The following is a 24,472-nucleotide window of genomic DNA, read 5'->3' on the forward strand; positions in this document are numbered from 1 at the left end:
GAGCTTGAGCGAGGAGGAGCGCGCGTTTTTCCGCGAGTCCGACCCGCTGGGCTTCATCCTGTTCCGCCGCAACTGCGAGACTCCCGAGCAGGTGCGCGCGTTGGTGGACGCCATGCGCGAGTCCGTCGGCCGGCCCGACGCGCCGGTGCTGATCGACCAGGAGGGCGGGCGCGTCGCGCGCATGCGGCCGCCGCACTGGCCGGCCTTCCCGCCGATGCGCGTCTTCGGCGACCTGGCCGACCGCGACCCCGCCGCCGGGCGGGAGGCCGCCTGGATCAACGCCCGGCTGCTCGCCCACGCGCTGATCGACGTCGGTGTGACGGTGGACTGCGCGCCGGTCTGCGACGTGCCGGTGGAAGGCGCCCACGACATCATCGGCGACCGGGCCTTCTCCCGCGATCCCGCGCGCGTGGCCGATCTGGCGCGCGCGACCTGCGAGGGGCTGATCGCCGGCGGTGTGCTGCCGGTCGTGAAGCACATCCCCGGCCACGGCCGCGCCTTCGCCGACAGCCACGCCGAACTTCCGGTGGTGGACGCGCCGCTGGAGGATCTCCAGGCCACGGACTTCGCGCCCTTCCGCGATCTGGCCGACATGCCGCTGGGCATGGTCGCCCACGTCGTGCTGAAGGCCGTCGATCCGGACGCGCCGGCCAGCACCTCGGCCACCGTGGTGCGCGACGTGGTGCGCGGCGCGCCGATCGGGTTCGACGGGCTGCTGTTCAGCGACGACCTGTCCATGGGCGCGCTGGCCGGGGGCATGGACGACCGGGCGCAGGCCGTGCTGGCGGCGGGCATCGACGTCGTGCTTCACTGCAACGGCGTGATGGAGGAGATGGTGGCGGTGGCCGAGGTGGTGCCGCCCATCAGCTACGTCGCGGCCCAGCGCTGGGCGCTCGCCCAGGCGGTGCGCTGCGTGGCGCAGCCGGTGGACGTCGTCGCGCTGGGGGCGCGGTTGGCCGAACTGCTCCGTTCCCCCGGGGCTTGAGGAGGATAGGGAATGGACGGCCTGATCGACCGGATCCCGATGATCGCCGCGGTCGCCCTTCCCGCGATCCTGGCCATCACCCTGCACGAGGCGGCGCACGGATTCGTCGCCTGGTGGCGGGGCGACGACACGGCGTGGCAGCTCGGCCGCGTGACGCTGAACCCGCTGCGCCACATCGACCCCTTCGGCACGGTGATCCTGCCGGCGCTGATGTACTTCACCACCGGATTCGTGTTCGGCTGGGCCAAGCCGGTGCCGGTGAACTTCGCCCGCCTGCACTACCCGCGCCGCGACATGGTTTGGGTGGCGCTGGCCGGGCCCGGGATCAACTTCGTGCTGGCGCTGGTGTCCGCCATGCTCTGGGGTCTGACCGGCGACCAAGCCGAGGGCATCGGGGCGTGGTTCCGCGCGGCGCTGGAGGTGTCGGTGCTGGTCAACGTCGTGCTGATGGTCTTCAACCTGATCCCGATTCCGCCGCTGGACGGCGGCCGGGTGGCGGTGGGCGTCCTGCCGGACGCGCTGGCCTTCCCGTTGGCCCGGCTGGAGCGCTTCGGGATGCTGATCCTGCTGGGCGCCTTCTTCCTGCTGCCGATGATCGGGCGCGAGATCGGGGTGAACCTGAATGTGATGAGCTGGGTGCTCGGCCCGCCGGTCGACTGGGTCATCGACGTGATCCGCGTGCTGAGCGGCAATTCCTGACATGGCGCCGAAGCCGCCGAAGGACGGTTTTGCGGAGGAGGGCGCCGGCCCGGCGAGCCCGGCGGAGCAGCTCGTCCTCGTGCTGGACGGGTTCGAGGGGCCGCTCGACATGCTGCTGGCGCTGGGGCGCGAGCAGAAGGTGGACCTGACCAAGATCTCCATCCTCCAACTCGCCGACCAATACCTCGCCTTTGTCGCGGAGGCGCGCAAGGTACGGCTGGAGCTGGCCGCCGACTATCTCGTCATGGCGGCGTGGCTCGCCTACCTGAAGTCGCGCCTGCTGATCCCGAACGTCGAGGACGAGGAACCGTCGGGCGAGGACATGGCGGCGGCGCTGGCCTTCCAGCTGCAGCGGCTGGAGGCGATGAAGGAGGCCTCGGCCAAGCTGTTCCGGCGCCCGCGCCTGGGGGTGGACGTCTTCCCGCGCGGTGCGCCGGAGGACGTGGACATCCAGCGCAAGTCGGTCTTCCAGGTCACGCTCTACGACCTGCTGAAGGCCTATGGCGAGCACAAGAAGCGCAAGGAAGGCGGCGTCCTGCACATCGAGCCGGTGCGGCTCTATTCGCTGGAGGATGCGGTGCGCCGCCTGTCGGAACTGCTTGGGCGCATGCCGGACTGGGCGACGCTGTCCAGCTTCTTGCCCGACGGCGTGCGCGGCGCTCTGCTGAACCGCTCCGCGCTGGCCGCGCACTTCGCGGCGACGCTGGAGCTGGCCAAGGCCGGGCAGGTAGAACTGCGGCAGGACGGCGCCTTCGCACCGATCTACGTCCGCCGCGCTGCCCGACAGGAATGATGCGATAGGAATGATGGGACCGCATCGATGATCCAGGACATCGCCAACCCCGAGGCCGTGGAGGCGCGTCTTCACAAGCTGCGGCTTCTGGAAGCCCTGCTGTTCGCCTCCGCCGATCCGCTCGACGAGGAAACGCTGGCCGGGCGGCTGGAGCGCGACACAGACGTGGCCGACCTTCTTGAGGAGCTGCGTGCGCATTACGCGCCGCGTGGCGTGAACCTCGTGCGCACGGGGGCCGGATGGTCCTTCCGCACCGCCCTGGACCTCGCCCCGCTGCTGCGGCAGGAGGAGGAGGTTTCCAAAAAGCTGTCACGGGCGGCCATCGAGACGCTGGCGATCATCGCCTACCACCAGCCGGTGACCCGCGCCGAGATCGAGGCGATCCGCGGCGTGGCGACCAGCAAGGGCACGCTGGACATCCTGATGGAGAACGGCTGGATCCGGCCGGGCCGCCGCCGCGAGACTCCGGGCCGGCCGCTGACCTGGGTGACCACCGACCATTTCCTGGACCATTTCGGACTGGAATCGCTGCGCGACCTGCCGGGCGTCGAGGATCTGCGCGCCGCGGGGCTGCTGGATTCGCGCCCGGTCCTGCTGGGCATCGCCGGCGGTGGTGCCGACGAGCCAGCCGAGAGCGCGGAGACGGAGGACGCGGACGGCTGAAGACGCCGCCTTTCCGTCACCATTCGAAAATAAGAACCATTTGCATCAACTCCGGTGGCCGTTTACTAGGGAATCAACCGATTTCTTCCGCCGACCTGGGACCGCGACCGCCATGAACCGATCAACCGCCACCGCCCGCGCCCATGAGGCCACGGACGCGCCGCGCGAGGCCCTGGCGCTCGACCGTGTCACGCACCGGTATGGGAGGACGACGGCGGTGGACGACGTCAGCCTGACCATCGGGCCGGGCGAAATCGTCTGCCTGTGCGGCCCGTCCGGCTGCGGAAAGTCCTCGTTGCTGCGCATCGCGGCGGGGCTGGAGCCGTTGCAGGCGGGGGCGGTGCGCGTCGGCGGGCGGTTGGTCGCGGACGGGCGGGGCGCGGTGCCGCCGGAAAAGCGCGGCGTCGGACTGGTCTTCCAGGATTACGCGCTGTTCCCGCACCTGTCGGTGCTCGACAACGTCCGCTTCGGGCTGTCGGGGCTGACTGGCGAGGCGCAGAAGGGCCGCGCCCTGGAAACGCTTGGGCAGGTCGGCATGGCGGAGCACGCCGGGTCGTTCCCGCACCAGCTCTCCGGCGGGCAGCAGCAGCGCGTGGCGCTCGCCCGCGCGCTGGCGCCGAATCCGGCGGTTTTGCTGCTGGACGAGCCCTTCTCCGGCCTCGACGCCCGGCTGCGGGAGCAGGTGCGGGACGAGACGTTGCACGTTCTGAAGCGCAACGGTGCGGCCACCATGCTGGTCACCCACGACCCGGAAGAGGCGATGTTCCTCGCCGACCGGATCGCGCTGATGCGCGCCGGGCGGATCGTGCAGATCGGGGACCCGGTCGACCTCTACACCCGCCCGGCCGATTCTTACGCCGCCAGTTTCTTCGGGGAGGTGAACCGGCTGGGCGGTGTCGCGCGCGGCGGGGCGGTGGCGACGCCGGTCGGTTCCGTACCGGCGGCCGTGGCCGAGGGAAGCACCGTCGAGGTGCTGATTCGGCCGGAGGCGCTGAAGCTGGCGGTCGGTGAAGGACCAAGCAGCGCGGTGACGGCCCGGGTCACGGCCGCACGCCTGCTCGGCCGGTCGAGCCTCGTCCATCTGGACCTGCCGGACGGGATGGGCGGGACCGTCCACCTGCACGCCCGCGTGCCGGGACCGTTCCTGCCCCCCGAGGAAAGCCTTGTTTCGGTCAGTTTGGACCGGTCCCAGGTCTTCGTTTTTCCCGCCTGACGCATTACCTGAGTGCTGAGGCGGTTCCGCACGCCGGATGCCGGGACCAAGGCCCCATATCGGAAACCGGGGCCGGCGTTGCGGCGGCGAAACCTTTCTGCCATAGTGCCGCCCCGCCGATGGGGCGACCGTTCAGGAAAAAAGTGTCATGGGATTCTCCAGCATCTGGCATTGGGTCATTGTTCTTCTGATCGTCCTGCTCCTGTTCGGCGCCGGCAAGCTGCCGAAGGTCATGGGCGACCTTGCCAAGGGCATCAAGAACTTCAAGGCCGGCCTGAAGGACGAGGATGAGGACGCCGCCGTGGTCGCCAAGCCGCAGGTGGTGTCGAGCCAGCCGGTTCCCCCGGCCGCCGGTCCCGCTGCTGCTGGTCCGACCGTCGTCACCCCCGCCCCGGACCAGGGCGTCAAGAAGGACGAGACGGCCCGTACCTGAGCGGCCGGCGCCGCTGGCCCACGCGCCGTCTCGATAAGGCTGAGGAGCCATGTTCGACATCGCTTGGTCGGAACTGATGGTCATCGCGGTCGTGGCCCTTGTGGTCATTGGCCCGAAGGACCTGCCCAAGGCCATCTTCACCCTGGGAAAATGGGTGCGGAAGGCGCGCGTCGTCGCGCGTGACTTCCAGGGCCACATCGACGACATGATGCGCGAGGCGGAGTTGGACGAACTCCGCCAGCAGGCGCTGAAGGTCCGCGACACCAACCTGAAAAGCATGGTGGAGAACTCCATCGACCCGAAGGGCGAGTTGAAGAACGCCTTCGATGTTTCGATGACGAGCGGCACGTCCGGCCATCCCGGCAGTACGCCGGAGGAGGATGGGGCGGTCGCTCCGGTCGGCTCTCCGCAGGTCGCCGCGGCGCAACCGCTGCCGGCGACCGAACCTCCAGTCACGGCGCCTCTTCCCGAGGCACCGCCGGTGGAGTTCACCCCCACGCCCGCGGCGGCCCCGGCCGCTGCTCCCGCGCAGACGGCTCCAGCGTCAACCGCTGAACCCGTCCCGGCGCCAACGACGAACAAGCAGGCGTGACCCCCGTGTCCGGCGAGACGCAGATGACCGGCGAGACCGAAGACGAGCTTGAAGACAGCAAGATGCCGCTGATCGACCATCTGGTCGAACTGCGCAACCGGCTGATGTATTCGATGATCGCCATCGTGGTGGCGTTCTTCCTCTGCTATGCCTTCTCCGACCGGATCTACAATTTCCTGGTCCAGCCGCTCGCCGACATTCTGGCGGGGCAGGGGCGCCGGATGATCTACACCGGCCTGACCGAGGCGTTCTTCACCTATGTGAAGGTCGCCTTCTGGGCCGGCTGCTTCCTGTCCTTCCCCATCGTCGCCAGCCAGATCTGGATGTTCGTGGCGCCTGGGCTGTACAAGCACGAGCGCAAGGCCTTCTTGCCCTTCCTGTTCGCCACGCCGGTGCTGTTCTTCATGGGCGGGGCGATGGTCTACTACTTCATCTTCCCGCTCGCTTGGCGCTTCTTCCTGGGGTTCGAGTTCCACCCCGGCGGTGACACGACGGCCCTGCCGATCGAGTTCGAAGCCCGCGTCGGCGAGTATCTCGGGCTCGTGATGCACCTGATCTTCGCGTTCGGGCTCGCCTTCCAGCTTCCGGTGCTGCTGACGCTGCTGGTGCGGGCCGGTCTGCTGACGACGGAGACGCTGGCCGCCAAGCGGCGCTACGCCATCGTTTTCGTGTTCATCGCCGCCGCGGTGCTGACCCCGCCGGATGTGATCAGCCAGTGCGGCCTCGCCATCCCGTTGCTGGCGCTGTACGAGATCTCGATCTGGATCGGCCGCAGCATCGAGAAGAAGCGCGACGCGGACGAACGCGCCCAAGAGCAAGCCTGAAAGCGGTGAGACGGGCGGGCTGTGATCAGCCCGCCTGCGCCGCGACGGCCACTTGGTTCCGACCGTTCCGCTTTGCCTGATAGAGCGCCGTGTCCGCGTCGGCGAGCGCGGTGTCCAGGTCGGCGCCGTCGCATTCCGCGACGCCGATGCTGACGCTGGCGATGATGCGGTGGCCATCGAACTCCACCGCCCGCCGGGCGAAATCGACCCGCAGCCCTTCCGCCAATGTCCTGGCGCCGGTCCGGTCGGTGTCGGGCAGCAGCAGGCAGAACTCCTCCCCGCCATAGCGGCCGAACAGGTCGGACTTGCGCAGCCGCGCCGTGACGGTGTCGGCGAAGGCCCGCAGAAGCTCGTCGCCGGCCTGATGGCCGAAACGGTCGTTGATCCGCTTGAACCGGTCGAGGTCGAGCAGCAGGAGCGCGAGCGGCTCGCCGGTCCGCCGCGCCCGCGCGATCTCGCGCTCCGCATGGCGGAAGAAGGCGCGGCGGTTGAAGGCGCCGGTCAACGGGTCGACGGTGGCCAACTGGTCCAGCTCGGCCTGCAGCCGCTCGCTGGTCATGGCGAGGAAGCCGATGCTCCAGGCGGTGACGGCCAGGATCGCCTCCAGGAAGGCGATGCTGTTCAGCAGGTTTGGCGCCAGCAGGTGGTCCAGCGGCCCGGCGCCGGGCATCATCGCCGCGCGGACGGTCACGAAGGCGGCGTGCAGCGCGAAGAGCAACGCCGTCGTGCGCTTGGCCCGCCGGGGCGCACCAAGCGGCCCCATGCGCCACAGGTCCAGCGCGGCCACCAGCGACAGCGCGGCGATGCCGGCCGACCCGATCAGGATGCGCGCGATGATGTCGTCGTCCACCACCACGAAATACGCGTTGCCGGCGGTCAGCAGGGTGAAGGCCGCGAACCCGGTCCGCCAGGGAATCGGCCGACCGCCGAAGCTGCGCACGCCGAACCAGTTCAGGACGTAGGTCGCCGCCACCATGCCGTTGCTGAGCGGAATGACGAAGCCGGCCGGCAGGACGCCGTAGAACATGACCAGCGACATGCCGACCACACCGATCAGCGCCCCGGCCGCCCAATAGCCCAGCGCGACAATGTGGCGGTGGGCGCGCCACGTCAGCACGGCGGCCGTGGTGAGCAGAACGCCGAGTCCGATCAGGACGACGACGAGGGTGCGGGTGTCGAGAGGCATGTCCGGAATGGTGTGACGAAATGGAATTGCGCTGTATGTGCAACGGCGGGGTGCCCCGCGGCTACCGATAATTGGTGGATGCAGGGTGGTGCCGGCCGCGCCTGAGGCCCTCCGCGCGGTTGCGCCACTGGACCTTCCACCGGCGGCACACTATAACCAGCCTCCCACCCATTCCGTTTTGCCGTGAGCCATGCACGACCTTCGCGCCATTCGTGAGAACCCCGACGCTTTCGACCGCGGCCTTGCCCGCCGGGGCCTGGAACCGATGTCGCCCAAGGTGCTGGACCTCGACTCCCGCCGCCGTGCGGCGCAGACGCAGCTCCAGGAGATGCAGGCCCGCCGCAACGAGGCGGCCAAGGAGATCGGTCTCGCCAAGCGCGAGGGCCGCGACGCCCAGCCGCTGATGGACGAGATGGCGCAGCTGAAGGAGCAGCTGCCCCAAGTCGAGGAGGAGGAGAAGGCGCTCGGCGCCGAGCTGGACGGCCTGCTCGCCACCATCCCGAATCTGCCGGCCGACGACGTGCCGGAGGGGCCGGACGAGACGGCCAACGTCGAGATCCGCCGCTGGGGCGAGCCCAAAGACATCGCAGGCGCCAAGCAGCATTTCGAGTTGGGCGAGGCGCTGGGCCTGATGGACTTCGAAGCCGCGGCCCGCATGTCCGGCGCCCGCTTCACCGTGCTGAAGGGCCCGCTGGCGCGGCTGGAGCGCGCGCTCGCCGACTTCATGCTGGACATCCACACGGGCGAGAACGGCTACACGGAAATCGCCCCGCCGCTGATGGTGCGCGACAATGCCCTGTTCGGCACCGGCCAGCTGCCGAAGTTCGAGGAGGACCTGTTCCGCACCGTCGGCAGCGATCATTACCTGATCCCGACCTCGGAAGTGCCGCTGACCAACCTCGTCAACGACCAGATCGTGGCGACGGAGGAACTTCCCTACCGCTACACCGCGCTGACCCCGTGCTTCCGCGCGGAGGCCGGTTCGGCCGGGCGCGACACGCGCGGCATGATCCGCCAGCACCAGTTCTGGAAGGTGGAGATGGTCAGCGTCACCGCCCCCGACCAGTCGGAGGCGGAGCATGAGCGCATGACCCAGTGCGCGGAGACGATTCTGCAGCGGCTGGGGTTGCCTTACCGCGTGGTGACGCTGTGCACCGGCGACATGGGCTTCTCGGCCCGCAAGACCTACGACATCGAGGTCTGGCTGCCGGGGCAGAACATGTACCGCGAGATCTCCAGCTGCTCGAACTGCGGCGACTTCCAGGCCCGGCGCATGAAGGCGCGCTGCCGGCCCAAAGGCGAAAAGCAGACGCAGTTCGTGCACACCCTCAACGGATCGGGCGTCGCGGTCGGGCGCTGCCTGATCGCGGTGCTGGAGAACTACCAGCAGCCCGACGGCTCGATCCTCGTCCCCGAAGCGCTCCGGCCCTACATGCGCGGGCTGGAGAGGATTTCCCTCTGATGTTCGAACTTCCTGTCGACCTGTCGAAAGCCCGCATCCTCGTCACCAACGACGACGGCATCCACGCCCAGGGACTGAAGATCCTGGAGGCGATCGCGCGGTCCCTGACCGACGACGTCTGGGTGGTGGCGCCGGAGATGGAGCAGTCCGCCGCCAGCCACTCGCTGACCATCAACCGGCCGCTTCGCCTGCGCAAGCTGGACGAGAAGCGGTTCACGGTGGACGGCACGCCGACCGACTGCGTGCTTCTGGCCGTCAACCACGTGATGAAGGACGATCGGCCGACGCTGGTCCTTTCCGGCGTCAACCAGGGCTCCAACATCGGCGAGGACGTGACCTATTCGGGCACCATCGCCGCGGCCATGGAGGCCACGCTGCTGGGCGTGCCGGCCATCGCGATGAGCCAGCATTACGAGAACGGGAGCCCGATCGACTGGTCGGCGGCGGAAGCCTGGGGCGCCGACGTGATCCGCAAGGCGGTCACCGTCGCCTGGCCGAAGAACGTGCTGCTGAACGTGAACTTCCCGTCCTGCAAGGCGGACAAGGTCAACGGCGTGCAGGTGGTCCGTCACGGCAAGCGCAAGATCGGCGACGAGCTGCTGGAGCGCGTGGATCCGCGCGGCAAGCCCTATATCTGGATCGGGACCCTGCGTGGCGAGGCCGACGTGGCTCCCGATACGGACATCCATGTGGTATTCTCAGGCGGCATCTCGGTGACGCCGGTCTTCCTGGACCTGACGCACACACCGACGCTGCAGACGCTGCGACAGGCATTCGTGTGACGGTTGACGCGCGAAAGATTCGTTTGCTGATGGCGTTGCGCCGCAACGGCGTGACCGACACCAGGGTTTTGGCCGCCATCGAACGGATCCCGCGCGAGTTGTTCGTCCCCGACGCCTTTCAGGATCAGGCCTGGGAAGACACCGCCCTGCCCATCGACCTCGGCCAGACGATCAGCCAGCCGCTGATCGTCGCGCTGATGACCCAGGCGCTGGAGGTGAACGACCGCCAGAAGGTTCTGGAGGTCGGCACCGGCTCCGGCTACCAAGCGGCGATTTTGTCGCGGCTGTGCCGGCGGCTCTACACGATCGAGCGGCTGAAGCCCCTGCTGGACGAGGCGGAGAAGCGATTCCAGGCGCTCCGCCTGCACAACATCACGACGCAGCACGGCGACGGGACGCGGGGTTGGCCGAGCCAAGCGCCGTTCGAGCGCATACTGGTCACGGCCGCGGGCGGCCCCGACGCGCCAAAGGACTTGACGGATCAGCTCGCCGTTGGTGGTGTCATGGTCATCCCGCTGGGGGGCGACTACCGCGAACAGCGGGTGGTCCGCTACCGGCGGACCGAAACCGGTCTCACTCGGGAGGACTTGTGGCCCGTCCGCTTCGTACCGTTGCTGTCCGACCCGCCCGCGGAACCGTCCCCGGACTCATCCGGGGATCCGGAGCCCGGGACGGCTCCTCCGGCCCCTTCGGCGTGAATGGACGTCTGATCGCGGCGGTGCTCGTCCTGCTGCCGCTCCTGTCCGCCTGCCAGCAGCGCACCGGCGGGCTGGCGCCGGTCACGACGGTGGGCAACTCGCCGGATTCGGCGGGCGGCGCCGTCATCGTCGGGCGCGGCGACAGCGCCTACATCCTGTCGCGCCGCTACAACGTCCCGCTCCGCGACCTTATTGAGGCCAACCGGCTGTCGCCGCCCTACACGCTGGAGATCGGGCAACGGCTCGTGCTGCCGACCTCGCGCCAGTACATCGTGCAGAAGGGGGACACGCTCTACGGCATCTCCCGCATGCACAACGTCGATGTCAGCGAGCTGACGCGCATCAACGGCCTGTCGGCGCCCTACGCCGTGCAGGCCGGCCAGCCGCTGCGGCTTCCCGGCGGCGGCGGTGGCGGTGTGCCGGCGGGCAACATCGCCGTGGCGGAGGCGCCGGAATACGCCGCCCCGTCATCGTCGGCCGGGGCGCTGGCCGGCCCGGCGATCGGGACGGCGCCGGTGAAGCAGGTGTCGCGCGGTTCCATCCAGGCTGCGGAACTGCCGCCGCCGGGAAGCTCGTCGGGAGGCCCGGCGCCGACCGTGCCGCCGGCTCCCGCGCCGGCGGGGATCGCCGCGGCGCCGCTTCCCGGTTCCAAGCCGACCGTCGGCCAGGATCAGGGCGGCGTGAGCTACCAGCCAGGGCAGGCCCCGACCTCCCTGCGCCTGCCCGGCCAGAAGCCCAGCGTCACCGCGGAGGCGATCCCGGTGCCCGTGCCGGCGCCGGTCGAGCCGCAGCCTGTTCCCCAGGCGGCTCCGCAACCCGCGCCCTCGCAGGAGGTGGCCGTCGCCCCGCCGCCGAAGGCAGAGCCGGCTCCGCCGAAGTCCTCCGGCCGTTACCTGTGGCCGGTGAAGGGCAAGCTGATCTCGTCCTATGGGCCGAAGCCCGACGGGCTGCACAACGACGGGCTGAACATCGCCGCGGCCAAGGGCACGCCGGTCGTCGCGGCCGACAACGGAGTGGTCGCCTATGCCGGCAACGAGTTGCGCGGCTTCGGCAACCTGCTGCTGGTCAAGCACGCGGACGGCTTCATCACCGCCTACGCCCACCTCGACCGCATCGATGTGGAGCGCGGGGCGACGGTCAAGCGCGGGCAGGCCATCGGGACGGTCGGCCAGACCGGGTCCGTCACCAGCCCGCAGCTTCACTTCGAGCTGCGCAAGGGCAGCCAGGCGGTCGATCCGCGCGACCGCCTGGACGGTGCCCGTGTCAGCGAAGGGGCTTCTCGAGACGGCCAGCCAGGTCCTGGATAAACTGCCAGGCAACGCGGCCGGAGCGGCTGCCGCGCGTCATCGACCATTCCACCGCCTCGGCGTGCAGCTGTTCGACCGGCACGTCGAGGCCGAAGCGCTTGGCGTAGCCCTCGATCATCGCGAAGTAGGTCGGCTGGTCGCAGTTGTGGAAGCCCAGCCACAGGCCGAAGCGGTCGGACAGCGAGACCTTTTCCTCCACCGCCTCGGCCGGGTTGATGGCGGTTGAGCGTTCGTTCTCGATCATGTCGCGCGGCATCAGGTGGCGCCGGTTGGACGTGGCGTAGAAGACCACATTCTCCGGCCGCCCCTCGATTCCGCCCTCCAGCACGGCCTTCAGCGACTTGTAGTGCGCGTCGTCATGGTCGAAGGACAGGTCGTCGCAGAACAGGATGAAGCGGCGCGGCTCGTCCTTCAGGCGGGTCAGCAGGCGGGGCAGGGTGGGGATGTCCTCGCGGTGGATTTCCACCAGTGCGATGGTGCCGGGGTGCTGCTCCGCCACGGCGGCGTGCACCGACTTCACCAGCGAGCTTTTGCCCATGCCGCGGGAGCCCCAAAGCAGCGCGTTGTTGGCCGGCAGGCCGGCGGCGAAGCGTTGCGTGTTGTCCAGCAGGATGTCGCGCTGGCGCTCCACGCCCTGGAGAAGGGCGATCTCGACCCGGTTCACGGCGGGCACCGGCTCCAGCCGGTCGGGATCGGCGTGCCAGACGAAGGCGTCGGCGGCGGCGAGGTCGAGCCGGCCCGCTGGCGGCGGGGCTAGGCGCTCCAGCGCCTCGGCGATGCGGGAGAGCAGCGGCAGCAGTTGGGAATCGATGGTCATGGGTTCCGGCATTATCATCTTCTGCTGAGCGCAGATTTTCATGGAAACCGGCCGTGCGCACGGCCATTTTTTCGTCGCAAGCGCACGGTATCACACGGGTGGCCCGGTACAAGGCGTCGCCCTTTTTCCGTATCCCGTTGCATCGCGGGCGCGGCCCGTTATAGTCGCGGCGTCCTGGCCCATTTGGGTAGGGTGCCGGGACCAACCACAAGGAGCCTCCTGATGTTCGTTTCGACGGCCTATGCACAGACCGCCGCGCCCGCCGCCGGTGGGGCCGACATGATCGTGCAGTTCCTGCCGCTGATTCTGATCTTCGTCGTCTTCTACTTCCTGCTGATCCGTCCGCAGCAGAAGAAGATGAAGGATCACAAGGGCATGCTGGAGGCGATCCGCCGCGGCGACCGCGTGGTGACCGGCGGCGGCATCATCGGAACCGTGACCAAGGTCGGCCCGGAAGACGAGCTGCAGGTCGAGATCGCCGAGAACGTGCGCGTGCGCGTCGTCCGCTCGACCGTGAACCTCGTGCTCGCCAAGACCGAACCGGCCGGCAAGGGCGGCACGGGCGGCACTCCGGCCGCGACCCCGGCGACGACCGCCGAGGGCGAGAAGGCCGGCGAGGCCAAGGTTGCGGGCCGCAAGTAAGGCGGCCCTTCGGTAGCGAACGGGACTGGTTGACGTATGCTGTATTTTCCGCGCTGGAAGACGTACCTGATCATCGCTGTCTGCGTGCTCGGGACCATACTCTCGCTGCCGAATTTCCTCAGCCGCGAGACGCTCGCCGCGCTGCCGGGCTGGTACGCGGGCACCCGCGTCAACCTCGGCCTCGACCTGCGCGGCGGCTCGCACCTGCTGCTCGAGGTCGACATGAACGCGGTCATCCATGACCGCGTCGAGGGGCTGGTGGATTCGGCGCGGACGCAGCTGCGCACCGCGAACATCGGCTACACGGCGATCAATGCGGGCGACCGCGGCATCACCGTGCAGCTGCGCGACCCGGCCCAGGCCGACGACGCCGTGAAGGCGCTGCGCCCGCTGTCCAACAATATCGGCGGCGGCGCGCTCGGCGGTGGGCAGCCGGACCTGGACATCAGGACCAACGGCGGCACGATCACCGCGGGCCTCAGCGAGGTCGCGCTGCGCGACCGCGCGACCCAGGCGATCGAGCAGTCGATCGAGATCGTGCGCCGCCGAATCGACGAGACCGGCGTGAACGAGCCGATCATCGCGCGCCAGGGCAACGACCGCATCCTGGTCCAGCTGCCCGGCGTGGAGGACCCCGACCGCATCAAGCGGCTGCTGGGCACCACAGCGAAGATGACCTTCCGCCTGGTCGACATGAACGCCGACCCGACGACCGGCCGCGCCCCTCCTGGCTCCGAGGTGCTGCCCTCCACCGAGGGCGGGCGCAACCAGCCCTCCTATGTGGTGCGCAAGAAGGTCGAGGTCGACGGCGCCAACCTGAAGAACGCCACCGCGGGCACCAACCCGCAAACCGGCGAGTGGGTCGTCAATTTCGAGTTCGACAACGTCGGCGCGCGCCGCTTCGCCGACGTGACGCGGGCCAACGTCGGCCGGCCCTTCGCCATCGTTCTGGACAACAAGGTGATCAGTGCGCCCGTCATCCGCGAGCCGATCACCGGCGGCCGTGGCCAGATCAGCGGCAGCTTCACCGCCGCGGGCGCCAATGACTTGGCCGTCCTGCTGCGCGCCGGCGCCCTTCCGGCCCCGCTGAAGGTGATCGAGGAGCGCACGGTCGGCCCCGACCTTGGCGCCGATTCGATCCGCGCCGGCCTGATGGCCGTCTCCGTCGGCTTCGTGCTGGTCTGCGCCTACATGCTGGCCGCCTACGGCCTGTTCGGCGCCTTCGCCTGCTTCGCGCTGCTGATCAACATCGTGCTGACGCTGGCCGCGCTGTCCATGCTGCACGCGACGCTGACGCTGCCGGGCATCGCCGGCATCCTGCTGTCGCTGGGCTTGTCGGTCGATGCCAACATCCTGATCAACGAGCGCATCCGCGAGGAGACGAAGAAGGGCCGCGGCGTGTTCGGCGCGATGGAGGCCGGCTTCAGCCGTGCCTATTCGACCATCGTCGACTCGAACCTGACGACGGTCATCAAGATGGCGTTGTTGTTTGTCTTCGGCACCGGCGCCATCAAGGGGTTCGCCGTCACCATCACCTTCGGCATCCTCATCTCGATGTTCACGGCGACCGTGCTCGTGCGCCTCATGATGGTCAGCTGGCTGCGCCAGTCGCGGCCGGCCGCCCTCCCGGTCTGAGTCTGAAAGGTTTTTCCCATGTTCCGGCTCCGTCTGGTCCCCGACAACACCAACATCCAGTTCATGCGCGGCCGCTACGCCGGCCTGATCGTGTCGGCGCTGCTGTCGCTCGCCTCCGTCGCCCTGTTCTTCTACCCGGGGCTGAACTACGGCATCGACTTCCGCGGCGGCATCGTCATCGAGGCGCGCACGCCGCAGGCCGCCGACTTCGCGCAACTGCGCCACACGCTGAACCAACTCAACATGGGGCAAGTGGCGTTGCAGGAGTTCGGCTCGCCCCAGGACGTGCTGATCCGGCTGGAGCGCCAGCCGGGCGACGACGCGGCCCAGCAGGTGGCGGCCGACAAGGTGCGCGCCACGCTGGCCAAGGAGGTCCCCGGCACGACCGTGCGCCGCGTCGAGGCGGTGGGCGCCTCGGTCAGCGGCGAGCTGTTCTACAACGGCATGCTGTCGCTCGGCCTCGCCATGGTGGCGATGCTGGTCTACATCTGGTTCCGCTTCGAATGGCAGTTCGGCTTCGGTGCCATCGTCACGCTGCTGCTCGACGTGACGAAGATCGTCGGCTTTTACGCAATCACCGGCATGCAGTTCAACCTGACGGCGATCGCGGCGATCCTGACCATCATGGGCTATTCGATCAACGACAAGGTCGTGGTCTACGACCGCATGCGCGAGAACCTGCGCATCTACAAGAAGATGCCGCTGCGCGAGCTGATCGACCGCTCCATCAACGAGACGCTGAACCGCACGCTTGGCACGTCCATGTGCACGCTGCTGTCGATCATTCCTCTGGCGATCTTCGGCGGCGAGGCGCTGCAGGACTTCGGCATCGTGCTGATCTTCGGCATTTTCCTGGCGACCTCCTCGTCGATCTTCATCGCCGCCCCCATCTTGCTGTTCCTGGGCGAGAACCGGCTGCGCCGCGGCGTGCCGGCCCCGGAGGGCGCGCAACAGCCGGCCCCCACGCCTTGAAAATCAGCAACAAGGATTGCGGGTAAGCGATGGCGGACATCACGCCGATCATTCCGTCGGACCGGCAGGTTATCGACGGCTACGGGGACGGGCAGTTCTGCGTGTCGGGGAAGTGGCGGACCGGTGCGGTCGTGGTGCTGCCCGACCGCACGCAGCCGTGGGAGGCTCCGAACTTCTCGGCCCTGACCGTGGGAGACTTCGCGATGGTCGTGGGCGCGCAGCCGCGGGTCGAGCTTCTGCTGCTCGGCACGGGGAGCAAGATGCAGCTCCTGCCGAAGGCCCTGCGCCAGAGCCTGCGCGAGGCCGGGCTGGTGGTGGAGGTCATGGACACCGGTGCCGCTTGCCGGACCTACAACGTCCTGCTCGCCGAAGGCCGCCGCGTGGGCGCGGCCTTGCTGCCGGTCTGAGGTTGGACGGACATCCTCCGGATTCGTCGGCCTCCGGTTCGCCTGTCGACCACCAGCTGAATGCCTGGCGGGCGCACCGCCGGCCGGTGGAGGTCGACCAGCGGGTGAAGAACCTGACGGCGCGGCTCATCGGTCCGCTCCTCGGCGGCCTGGAACGGTTGATGCTGGACTTGCGGCTCGGCGTGGACCGGGACGTGGAGGTCGGAACGCTTGTCTTCCCGCGGCGGCGCCATCGGTTTCCCAAGGGCTATTGCCGGGAGATCACCGACACCGTCCTGGAACGCCTCACGCGTCGCGTCGCTGCGCCGGATGGTCCCGTGTTGGCCGCGCTCGCGGCCTTTCGGGCGGACGGCGGTCCCATCGTCCCCATCTGGGGAGCCCTGAGGGAGCGGTACTTCCAGAACGCCTTGCAGTTCGGCGACCTCTATGTCGACGTCGCGAACGACACGGTGGACGTCACCAAGCCGAAGGTCGAGATCCTGCCGCTCGACCGGAGTGGCTTGCAGACCGTGTCCGACATCGGCCACTTCGCCCGTATCGCGCGCCTCTATTGGGGCGGCGAGGTCTGGGCAAACACCCTCTTCCCGCGGCTGGCGCCGATTTTGCCGATTGTCCATCGCGGTCCGGACGGGCGGCTGTCGCTGCACCCGGACAGCATCGCGGTCTTCGCCGAGAACCTGGTCGGGGGCGGCCGGTCGGCGCTCGACTTCCTGACCGGCGAGCGGGAGGCCGGGCGGTGCGTGCCGGCGGACGTCGCGGCGTCCCTGGCCGGTTGGCAGAGCCGCGGCCCATGGTTCAGCGAGTTCAGCGCCACTGCGGATTGGGAGCGCCTCCACGCCTGTTTCAGCCTAGTCGCCGATCCGAGCGGCCCCTATCGGTCGGTCCAGGGCTTCCTGGAGATGGTCGAGGCGGTGAAAGCCGCCGCATCGTCGGGCTGATCGGCCCCGGCACTACGCAAAAAGGGCCCCTTTCGGGGCCCTTCTCGTTTCGGCGATCCTCGCGAAGGATCAGGCCGGAGCCTTCGACAGGCGCTCGGCGACGAACTCCCAGTTCACCAGGCTCTCCAGGAACGCCTTCACGAAGTCCGCGCGGCGGTTCTGGTAGTCGACGTAGTAGGCGTGCTCCCACACGTCGGCGGTCAGCAGCGGGAAGTGGCCCTGGGCCAGCGGGGTGTCGGCGTTGCCGGTCTTGGTGACCTTCAGCTTGCCGCCGTCCACGTACAGCCACGCCCAGCCCGAGCCGAACTGGGTGATGGCGGCGTTCGAGAACTCTTCCTTGAACTTGTCGACGCTGCCGAAGTCGGCGATCAGGCGCTTCTCAAGCTCACCGGGGATGGAGCCGCCACCGTTCTTCTTCATGCTCTGCCAGTAGAAGGTGTGGTTCCACACCTGGCCGGCGTTGTTGAAGAGGCCCTGCTTGGACGCGTCGCCATAGCTCTGCTTGATGACGTCTTCCAGGCTGGCGTTGGCCAGCGGGCTGTCCTTCGTCAGGTTGTTCAGGTTGGTGACGTAGGTCTGGTGGTGCTTGTCGTGGTGCAGGTGAAGGGTCTGCGACGACATGAACGGCTCCAGCGCGTCGTACGCGTAGGGGAGCGGCGGAAGTTCGAACGCCATGGGTTACCCTCTCTTCTTGAATTGTCCACTTCCTCGGGCCGAGCCTATACGGGCGCGGCGCCTCCGTCCGCTCAAATAGGCCCGCGGCGCGGCAAAGTGAAGGCCGGAAAAAGGCCGAGGCGCGAAAAGGTGGTACCCCGGGCGCCCAGGAGCGCCCCGGCGGCCCGTTCTCCGGAGCGAATCGCCGCTTCCAGTGTCGCCGGCAACCCGGTTTCGGTCCAATCCCCGGCCAGAACAAGGTTTTCCAGGCCGATTCGGCTGCCTGGGCGCTTCGCCATTTCCGCCGGCGCCTGATCGGGGGTGGCGCGCTTCTCCTTGACGATTCGGACCGGCGGAACCGGGCCGTCGAGGTTGAGGGCGCTCGCGACGTCGGTCCACAGGCGGGCCGCGACGGCCTCCGCGGGCCGGTCGGCCAGGGCGTCGGCGTCGCTGACCGTGACCGACGCGACGTCGCCACGCAGGAAGAGCCACTCCGCCGTTCCGCCGACGAGGCCGAGGAAGGGCAGGCCGCCGGGGAGCAAGGGCGCATCCGACGGGGATTCGGCCAACCGGAAATGGGCGTTCACGATCGCACGGCCGGCGGCGGGCGCCGGGAGACCCGGCAAAAGGCGGCTGGAGATCCAGGCCGGGGCGGCGAGCACGACCGAATCGGCCGGCCCAACCGGCACCCGCATCCCCGACACGGACAGGGCGGTAATGCGGTCGCCATCACGCTCCAGCCCGTCCACACGGCTGCCGAGGCGCAGCGTGCTGCCGTTGCGCTCCAACCAGGAAACGGCGGGGTCGACCAGGGCGGCGGACAGGCCGCGCTCGGCGAACAGTGGTCGGCAGGCAGCCTCGCCGCGCAGCAGCGTCTCCCGCAGCACCGCGCCGAACAGGCGGGCCGACGAACGGTCCAACGCGCCGTTCATCACGGAGACGCCGAGGGGATGCCACAGCCGCTCGTGCAGTGGGCCACTAGGTGGCAGGGCATCGGCGATGCTGGCCGACGGAGCGGCCAACAGGGTGCGAAGTGCCGACAGGTAGTCGGCCGGGCGGCTGCCCGGCACGCGGCGCGCCTTGTCGAACAGCCACAGGCCACCGGGGCGAAGCGTCCAGCGCTCCCCGTTGCGCAGGTCGAGGAAGGGGAAGGCGGCGGGGCGCAACTCCGTCAGGGAGCCGCGGGCGCCGATCGCCTCAAGGTAGCTGAGCAGCGAACGGTTGCCGCTGAGCGCCAGATGACTGCCGTTGTCGACCGTGCGGCCGAGCGTCGAATCGAAGAAGGAGCGGGCGCGCCCGCCGGCCTGCGGCGCACCGTCGTACAGCACGGCCCGCCGCCTGGCGGCGGTCAGGCGTACGGCCGCCGAAAGGCCGGCAAGGCCGGCCCCGACGATGTGGACGGTCGGTGCGGAATGGGTCTTCACGATGCCGGAGGGTACCCGACCGCGCAGCGAATCGCCACCAGCGCGCATTCGCGCTTGCCCACGCGCACGCGTTGGGCCGGGTCCGCCCAGCCCCGTGCGCGCAGGCGGACGAGCAGCCGGTGGTACAGGACCATCATGGCGACCGCCGCCCACAAGGAGCCGCGCCGCCCGCCCTTCCGGCTCTCCTCCAGCGCCCGCCGGGATTCGGCGAACTTCTCCTCGGCGAGGTCGGCCAGCGCCTCGCAGACCTTCGGCAGGTTGGGATGGGTGAGCACGGCGGCCGGGTCGGAGGTGCCGATGTCGGCGTCGTCCAGCAGCTCGCGCGGCAGGTACAGCCGCCCCATCTGTGCGTCCTCCGCCACGTCGCGCAGGATGTTGGTAAGCTGCAACGCCTCGCCCAGCGCCAGGGCGAAGGCCTCCGTCGAGGCGTCGGCGCGGTCGAACACCCGAATCGCCAGCATGCCGACGGCGCCCGCCACACGCCGGCAATAGAGCCGCAGCGTGGGAAGGGGCGGTGCCAGGAGACCGGCGGCACTGCCATCATCGGTGGGAATGTCCATCGCCATGCCGTCGATCAGCGCCTCCAACTCGCCGCGGGGGAGGCCGTAGCGGTCGATGGCACCCTTCAGGGCGGCGCCCAGCGGGCTGGACGGAGCGCCGCCGGCGTAGAGGCCGCGGACCTCGCGCCGCCATTCGTCCAGCGCGGCGCGCTTCTCCACGGGATCGCCGGGTTCGTCCGCGATGTCATCGATTCGGCGGCAGAAGGCGTAGATGGCGAACATTGCCGCGCGCTTGGAACGCGGCAGAAGCAGCATCGGCCAGTAGAAGGTGCTGCCGGAACTCTGGGTGACGGCGGCCGCGGCGGCCGCAGGGGTCGCGGCGGAATCGTCGCGCGTCGAGTCCAGCGTCGGCTGCGGCATGCTGCGGTCCTGTCCTATGGCTCCGGTCGGTTACCTCATCCTATTTCGTGCCCAGCGCGCGCGCCAGTCCCCGTGCAGCCGCATAAACCTTATGGTGGGTGCCGAGCACCACGCGCTTCTTCAGCGGGTCGCGCGCCTTCAGCCGCTTGGCCAGCGATTCCGCAAGGCTGAGGATCACGGAGGCCTCAAGCCGCAGGCCGCGGTGCTGGATCAGGCTGGGCAGGGGCGCGGCCCGCTCCAGCAGGCGGTCGGTGTGTTCCAGCGTGCGGTCGAAGATGACGCGCAGCTTGGTGTCGCTCTCCGGCTCGACCAGCCGTTCCACGCTGATCCCGCCTTCCTCGAACCAGGCGAGCGGAATGTAGCAGCGGCCAAGCTGCATCCAGTCGTCGCGGCAGTCCTGGAGGTGGTTGAGCACCTGGAGCGCCGAGCAGAGCGCGTCCGACGCCGGGCCGGCGGCCACGCCCTCGCCGTGCAGGTCGAGCAGGAAGCGCCCGACTGGGTTGGCGGAGAAGCGGCAGTAGAGCAGCAGGTCGCTCCAGCTGTGGCAGCGCGCGCCGACGGCGTCGCGCCGGAAGGCGCGCAGCACCTGCCGGGCGTGGCGGTCGCTGACCCCCGTCGATTGCAGGCTGGCGCGCAGGTCCAGCGCCGGCTTCAGGTAGGCGTGCTTGGCCTGACCCGTGGTCAGGGAGCGCTCCAGCGCCTCCAGGTAGGCCAGCTTGGTCTCCGGCTCCAGGTCCGGATCGTCGGCGATGTCGTCGCCCAGGCGCACGAATCGGTAGAAGGCCATCACATGCGGCCGCAAATGCTTCGGCAGCAGGTGCGATGCGACGGGAAAGTTTTCGGACCCGGCGTCCTTGCGGGCGATCGGGTTGGGTTTCCGGGGCTTCGTGGGGGCGATGTTGAAATCGGCCATGGGTCCGTGCCTGCTGCGCGTCGGGGCTGGCGTGAGGCGCCTGTGTGCCTAATATAAGGCGCAAACCGGCTTTGCCCCGGTCTGCAATCCGTTCCACCCCCATTTTTCCCATACAGGCATCACATGGCGAAGGCTACCCCCGACCTGTCCTATAGCGGACAGGAGGTGCGGAAATATGACAACGACCGTTTTCTGACCTGTCTATTCGCCCCGGCCGAGCGGCGCGAATCGCTGTTCGCGCTCTACGCCTTCAACCTGGAGATCGCCAAGACGCGCGAGGTGGTAACGGAGCCGATGTTGGGCCAGATGCGCCTGCAGTTCTGGCGCGACGGCATCGAGAAGGTCTACGGGGGCGCTGCGGTGCCCAAGCACGCGGTGATGGAGCCACTGGCCGCCGCGGTCAAGGAGCAGGGGCTGAGCCGCGCCCTGCTGGACCGCCTGATCGACGCCCGTGAAGCCGACCTGGAGGACGCCGCGCCGGCCAGCCTGGACTGCCTCGTCAACTACGCCGACGTGACCAGCACGCCTCTCGTCCAACTGGCGCTCGAGTCGCTGGGCGTGCGGGAGGAGGGCGCGCAACGGGCGGCGCGCCATGTGGGCATCGCCTACGCGCTGACCGGCATCCTGCGCGCGGTGCCTTTCCACGCCCACCAGCACCGCCAGATGCTGCCGGCCGACCGCATGGAGGCCCACGGCGCCAAGCAGGCCGACCTGTTCGAGCTGCGCTCCGCGCCGGAGCTGCGGCCGGTGGTGGGCGAGGTGGCGGACCGCGCGCGCGACCATCTGGCCCAAGCGCGGGGGCTGCGCCGCGAGGTGCCGCGCGCCGCCCTGCCGGCCCTGCTGCCGGCGGTGCTGGCCGACACCTACCTGGACGTCATCGCGCGGGAGGGCAACGATCCCTTCGCCGCGCGCGTGCAGATGGCCAACCCGTTCCGGCAGGCGAAGCTGGCCTGGGCGGCGGTGCGGGGGCGGTATTGAGCGTGTGACGGGGGTGTTGGGTTGCGCTGCGCTCCACCCAACCTACAATGGAAATGCGTAGGTTGGGTGGAGCGCAGCGCAACCCAACGGATCACGCGTCCTTCAGCCATCCCTCCAAGTCTTCCAACGCACGGCGGGTGTAGGCGAGCTTGCGGTCGCGGCCGCGGATGCGGTCATCGACCGGCGGGAACAGGCCGAAGTTCACGTTCATCGGCTGGTAGGTCTCGGCATTCGCCCCGCCGGTGATGTGGCCGAGGATGGCGCCGAGCGCGGTGGTCGCCGGTGGGGCGGACGTCTCCTGGCCCAGGCGCTCCGCGGCGGCGAAGCGGCCGGCCATCAGGCCGACGGCGGCGCTCTCCACATAGCCTTCGCAGCCCGTGACCTGCCCGGCGAAGCGGATGCGCGGCTGCGCCTTCAGCCGCAGGCGGGTGTCGAGCAGGCGCGGGCTGTTCAGGAAGGTGTTGCGGTGCAGGCCGCCCAGCCGGGCGAACTCCGCCTTCTCCAGGCCGGGGATCATGCGGAAGACGCGCGCCTGTTCGGCGTGGCGCAGCTTCGTCTGGAAGCCCACGAGGTTGTAGAGCGTGCCGAGCGCGTTGTCCTGGCGCAGTTGGACCACGGCGTAGGGACGCCGCTCCGGCTTGTGCGGGTTGGTCAGGCCGACCGGCTTCATGGGGCCATAGCGCAGCGTGTCCACGCCACGCTCCGCCATCACCTCGATGGGCAGGCAGCCTTCGAAGTAGGGAGTGCTCTTCTCCCATTCCTTGAAGTCGACCTTTTCGGCGGTCAGCAGGGCGTCGATGAAGGCCCGGTACTCGTCCTTCTCGAAGGCGCAGTTGATGTAGTCCTTGCCGGTGCCGCCGGGGCCGGGCTTGTCGTAGCGCGACTGGAACCACGCCTTGGACAGGTCCACGCTCTCCCGATAGACGATGGGAGCGATGGCGTCGAAAAAGGCCAGCGACTCCTCCCCCGTGAAGGAGCGGATTGCTTCGGCCAGCGGCGGCGAGGTGAGGGGGCCGGTGGCGATGACGACGCTCTCCCAGTCCTCCGGCGGCAGGCCGGCGACCTCCCCGCGCTCCACGGTGATCAGCGGATGGGTGGTAATGGCCTCCGTCACCGCGCCCGCGAACCCGTCGCGGTCCATGGCGAGCGCCCCGCCGGCCGGCACCTTGTGCGCGTCGGCGCAGCGCAGGATGAGCGAGCCGCAGCGCCGCATCTCCTCGTGCAGCAGGCCGACCGCGTTGTACTCCGCATCGTCCGACCGGAAGGAGTTGGAGCAGACCAGTTCGGCGAACTGGTCGGTGCTGTGCGCCTCCGTCGCGCGGACGGGCCGCATCTCGTGCAGGATGACGGGCACGCCGCGCGAGGCGAGCTGCCACGCGGCCTCGGACCCAGCTAGGCCACCGCCAACGACATGAACAGGGGCGACGTGGACGGGGGAAAGGGAGGTGTCAACCATATCAGCAACTTTCACAAAGGTGCCGAACAAGTAGACCCTCCCCGGCCCCGCGGCAAGGTGAACGCGTTACTTCGCGGCGAGCCTCTGCTTTAGCCCGTCGAAGCCCGAGGTGAAGATGCCGGACACCGCCTTGCGAGTTTCCTCGTCGGTGGCACCGTTGGAGGTGTAGCGGGCCTTCCACACGACCCGCGAGCCATTGCCCGCCGGCTGGACCGACAGGGCGGCGGTGTAGTCCTTCACCGGCAGCGGGCTACCCAGGATCGAATAGCGGATGCGATGGCGGCCGGCGTTGGAGGCCAGGAGCCGTTCCTCGATCACCCCGCCGCCCTTGATGGCGATGACGCGCTCCTGCGCCCCGTCCCGCTGGCGCAGGGAGCAGCTTTCCACTGCGGGGTGCCAGTTGCTGAGGTTGCAGAACGGGCCGATCTGCTGCCACACCTTGTCCACGGAATAGGGCAGCGTGACGGATTCGGTGACCTCCACCGCCAAGGCCGGGCTGGCCAGGAGGGTGAGGGCGGCGATCGCAAGCGGTTTGAGCATCGATGGTCATCCTTCGCGATTTGGTTGGCGCGCATCGTCGGGGATGGCACAACCGGCATGGTAGTCGAGCGAAGGAGGCGAGAAACTTCGACGTTCGTAGGATGCGATCTGTTCAACCAAGATGAAATGGCGGGCGCCGAACGCCAAGGGCCGGCCCCGCGCTTGGCGGAGGCCGGCCCTTGTTTCGGTGCGCCGATTTCGGTGTGCTTCCGAACGGAAACCTTATTGGGTCTTCGTCGTCGTGCTGCGCTCCGTGGTGGTCGAGCCGGTGGCCGGCGGGATGGTCAGGGTGGAGCCGTAGTTCGGCGAGGTCGTGGTGGTGGTCGTCGTGGTGCTGCGGGTCGTGTCGTCGGAGCCGCAGGCGCTGACCATCAGGGCCGCGCCGAAGGCCAGCGCGACACCGGACAGAATCGTCTTCTTCATGGTCCCTCTCCCTCCTGTAAGGCGAAGTGTGGAGGGAGAACGCGCGCCGGAGGCGTTTGTTTCCTTGGGCGCGGACAGCAGGGTGACAAGAAAAGGGCCGGGGAGTCCCCGGCCCG

Annotated in this window: 27 protein-coding genes; 18 read left to right on the forward strand and 9 right to left on the reverse strand. The window is 69.0% G+C overall.

What is annotated here, in order from left to right:
• Positions 1-4 precede the first annotated feature (4 nt).
• From nagZ to tatC, 8 genes are all read left to right on the forward strand, one after another.
• Positions 5-985, forward strand: a complete 981-nt coding sequence (nagZ, locus tag M2351_RS38645; RefSeq protein WP_264661275.1) for a beta-N-acetylhexosaminidase — start codon at positions 5-7, stop codon at positions 983-985.
• Between the two features lie 12 nt (positions 986-997).
• A complete protein-coding gene (locus tag M2351_RS38650) occupies positions 998-1,684 on the forward strand; it encodes a site-2 protease family protein (protein WP_264661276.1) in 687 nt (228 codons plus the stop codon).
• Position 1,685: 1 nt separating this feature from the next.
• Positions 1,686-2,477: a segregation and condensation protein A gene (locus M2351_RS38655; RefSeq protein ID WP_264661277.1), complete on the forward strand. Its 792-nt coding sequence runs from the start codon at positions 1,686-1,688 to the stop codon at positions 2,475-2,477.
• Between the two features lie 27 nt (positions 2,478-2,504).
• Entirely contained in the window at positions 2,505-3,140 is a 636-nt protein-coding gene (gene scpB, locus M2351_RS38660; RefSeq protein WP_264661278.1) for an SMC-Scp complex subunit ScpB, read from the forward strand.
• A 112-nt stretch (positions 3,141-3,252) separates the two neighbouring features.
• The gene (locus tag M2351_RS38665) at positions 3,253-4,353 is read left to right on the forward strand and encodes an ABC transporter ATP-binding protein (protein WP_264661279.1); all 1,101 of its coding nucleotides are present in this window, start codon (positions 3,253-3,255) and stop codon (positions 4,351-4,353) included.
• 148 nt (positions 4,354-4,501) lie between these two features.
• Entirely contained in the window at positions 4,502-4,786 is a 285-nt protein-coding gene (locus tag M2351_RS38670; protein ID WP_264661280.1) for a twin-arginine translocase TatA/TatE family subunit, read from the forward strand.
• 49 nt (positions 4,787-4,835) lie between these two features.
• Positions 4,836-5,378, forward strand: coding sequence for a Sec-independent protein translocase protein TatB (tatB, locus tag M2351_RS38675; protein WP_264661281.1), 543 nt, complete (start codon positions 4,836-4,838; stop codon positions 5,376-5,378).
• A complete protein-coding gene (gene tatC / locus M2351_RS38680) occupies positions 5,375-6,202 on the forward strand; it encodes a twin-arginine translocase subunit TatC (protein ID WP_454464604.1) in 828 nt (275 codons plus the stop codon). The genes tatB and tatC overlap by 4 nt, the downstream gene beginning before the upstream one ends.
• 25 nt (positions 6,203-6,227) lie before the next feature.
• Here tatC and M2351_RS38685 read toward each other — a convergent pair whose 3' ends face one another.
• A complete protein-coding gene (locus M2351_RS38685) occupies positions 6,228-7,388 on the reverse strand; it encodes a GGDEF domain-containing protein (RefSeq protein ID WP_264661282.1) in 1,161 nt (386 codons plus the stop codon).
• Between the two features lie 190 nt (positions 7,389-7,578).
• On the opposite strand from M2351_RS38685, the gene serS reads away from it, so the two are divergent.
• The 4 genes from serS to M2351_RS38705 are packed head-to-tail and all read left to right on the forward strand — an operon-like array spanning position 7,579 to position 11,637.
• Entirely contained in the window at positions 7,579-8,850 is a 1,272-nt protein-coding gene (gene serS / locus M2351_RS38690; RefSeq protein WP_264661283.1) for a serine--tRNA ligase, read from the forward strand.
• Complete coding sequence (gene surE, locus M2351_RS38695) at positions 8,850-9,632, forward strand: 5'/3'-nucleotidase SurE (RefSeq protein ID WP_264661284.1); 783 nt, start codon at positions 8,850-8,852, stop codon at positions 9,630-9,632. Before serS ends, surE begins: the two co-directional genes overlap by 1 nt.
• A complete protein-coding gene (locus tag M2351_RS38700) occupies positions 9,629-10,330 on the forward strand; it encodes a protein-L-isoaspartate(D-aspartate) O-methyltransferase (RefSeq protein WP_264661285.1) in 702 nt (233 codons plus the stop codon). Before surE ends, M2351_RS38700 begins: the two co-directional genes overlap by 4 nt.
• The gene (locus M2351_RS38705; protein WP_264661286.1) at positions 10,327-11,637 is read left to right on the forward strand and encodes a peptidoglycan DD-metalloendopeptidase family protein; all 1,311 of its coding nucleotides are present in this window, start codon (positions 10,327-10,329) and stop codon (positions 11,635-11,637) included. The genes M2351_RS38700 and M2351_RS38705 overlap by 4 nt, the downstream gene beginning before the upstream one ends.
• On the opposite strand, the gene M2351_RS38710 is transcribed toward M2351_RS38705, so the two are convergent.
• Entirely contained in the window at positions 11,594-12,466 is an 873-nt protein-coding gene (locus M2351_RS38710) for an ATP-binding protein (protein ID WP_264661287.1), read from the reverse strand. The genes M2351_RS38705 and M2351_RS38710 overlap by 44 nt on opposite strands.
• A gap of 210 nt (positions 12,467-12,676) precedes the next feature.
• On the opposite strand from M2351_RS38710, the gene yajC reads away from it, so the two are divergent.
• The 5 genes from yajC (at position 12,677) to M2351_RS38735 (ending at position 17,048) form a co-directional block, all read left to right on the forward strand.
• Positions 12,677-13,096 (forward strand): preprotein translocase subunit YajC, encoded by a 420-nt coding sequence (gene yajC, locus M2351_RS38715; RefSeq protein WP_264661288.1) that lies wholly within the window; start codon positions 12,677-12,679, stop codon positions 13,094-13,096.
• Positions 13,097-13,132: 36 nt separating this feature from the next.
• Positions 13,133-14,731, forward strand: a complete 1,599-nt coding sequence (gene secD, locus M2351_RS38720; RefSeq protein ID WP_264661289.1) for a protein translocase subunit SecD — start codon at positions 13,133-13,135, stop codon at positions 14,729-14,731.
• An 18-nt stretch (positions 14,732-14,749) separates the two neighbouring features.
• A complete protein-coding gene (gene secF, locus M2351_RS38725) occupies positions 14,750-15,703 on the forward strand; it encodes a protein translocase subunit SecF (RefSeq protein ID WP_264661290.1) in 954 nt (317 codons plus the stop codon).
• Between the two features lie 29 nt (positions 15,704-15,732).
• The gene (locus tag M2351_RS38730; protein ID WP_264661291.1) at positions 15,733-16,110 is read left to right on the forward strand and encodes an Mth938-like domain-containing protein; all 378 of its coding nucleotides are present in this window, start codon (positions 15,733-15,735) and stop codon (positions 16,108-16,110) included.
• A 104-nt stretch (positions 16,111-16,214) separates the two neighbouring features.
• Complete coding sequence (locus tag M2351_RS38735) at positions 16,215-17,048, forward strand: hypothetical protein (RefSeq protein WP_264661292.1); 834 nt, start codon at positions 16,215-16,217, stop codon at positions 17,046-17,048.
• A gap of 69 nt (positions 17,049-17,117) precedes the next feature.
• Here M2351_RS38735 and M2351_RS38740 read toward each other — a convergent pair whose 3' ends face one another.
• From M2351_RS38740 to hpnC, 4 genes are all read right to left on the reverse strand, one after another.
• A complete protein-coding gene (locus tag M2351_RS38740; RefSeq protein ID WP_264661293.1) occupies positions 17,118-17,723 on the reverse strand; it encodes a superoxide dismutase in 606 nt (201 codons plus the stop codon).
• 71 nt (positions 17,724-17,794) lie between these two features.
• On the reverse strand, positions 17,795-19,126 hold the full coding sequence (gene hpnE, locus M2351_RS38745) for a hydroxysqualene dehydroxylase HpnE (RefSeq protein ID WP_264661294.1): 1,332 nt from the start codon (positions 19,124-19,126) through the stop codon (positions 17,795-17,797).
• Positions 19,123-20,046, reverse strand: coding sequence for a presqualene diphosphate synthase HpnD (gene hpnD, locus M2351_RS38750; protein ID WP_264661295.1), 924 nt, complete (start codon positions 20,044-20,046; stop codon positions 19,123-19,125). Before hpnD ends, hpnE begins: the two co-directional genes overlap by 4 nt.
• A gap of 40 nt (positions 20,047-20,086) precedes the next feature.
• The gene (gene hpnC / locus M2351_RS38755; RefSeq protein ID WP_264661296.1) at positions 20,087-20,959 is read right to left on the reverse strand and encodes a squalene synthase HpnC; all 873 of its coding nucleotides are present in this window, start codon (positions 20,957-20,959) and stop codon (positions 20,087-20,089) included.
• 123 nt (positions 20,960-21,082) lie between these two features.
• Here hpnC and M2351_RS38760 point away from each other — a divergent pair, with 123 nt between their 5' ends.
• Positions 21,083-21,937, forward strand: a complete 855-nt coding sequence (locus tag M2351_RS38760; protein ID WP_264661297.1) for a phytoene/squalene synthase family protein — start codon at positions 21,083-21,085, stop codon at positions 21,935-21,937.
• 91 nt (positions 21,938-22,028) lie between these two features.
• On the opposite strand, the gene trmFO is transcribed toward M2351_RS38760, so the two are convergent.
• The 3 genes from trmFO to M2351_RS38775 form a co-directional block, all read right to left on the reverse strand.
• Positions 22,029-23,393, reverse strand: a complete 1,365-nt coding sequence (gene trmFO, locus M2351_RS38765) for a methylenetetrahydrofolate--tRNA-(uracil(54)-C(5))-methyltransferase (FADH(2)-oxidizing) TrmFO (protein ID WP_264661298.1) — start codon at positions 23,391-23,393, stop codon at positions 22,029-22,031.
• Between the two features lie 66 nt (positions 23,394-23,459).
• Positions 23,460-23,933, reverse strand: coding sequence for an SRPBCC family protein (locus M2351_RS38770; RefSeq protein WP_264661299.1), 474 nt, complete (start codon positions 23,931-23,933; stop codon positions 23,460-23,462).
• 222 nt (positions 23,934-24,155) lie between these two features.
• A complete protein-coding gene (locus M2351_RS38775) occupies positions 24,156-24,356 on the reverse strand; it encodes a hypothetical protein (protein ID WP_264661300.1) in 201 nt (66 codons plus the stop codon).
• Between the last annotated feature and the right edge of the window lie 116 nt (positions 24,357-24,472).

It is taken from the genome of Azospirillum canadense, from assembly GCF_025961225.1.
GTDB lineage: Bacteria > Pseudomonadota > Alphaproteobacteria > Azospirillales > Azospirillaceae > Azospirillum > Azospirillum canadense.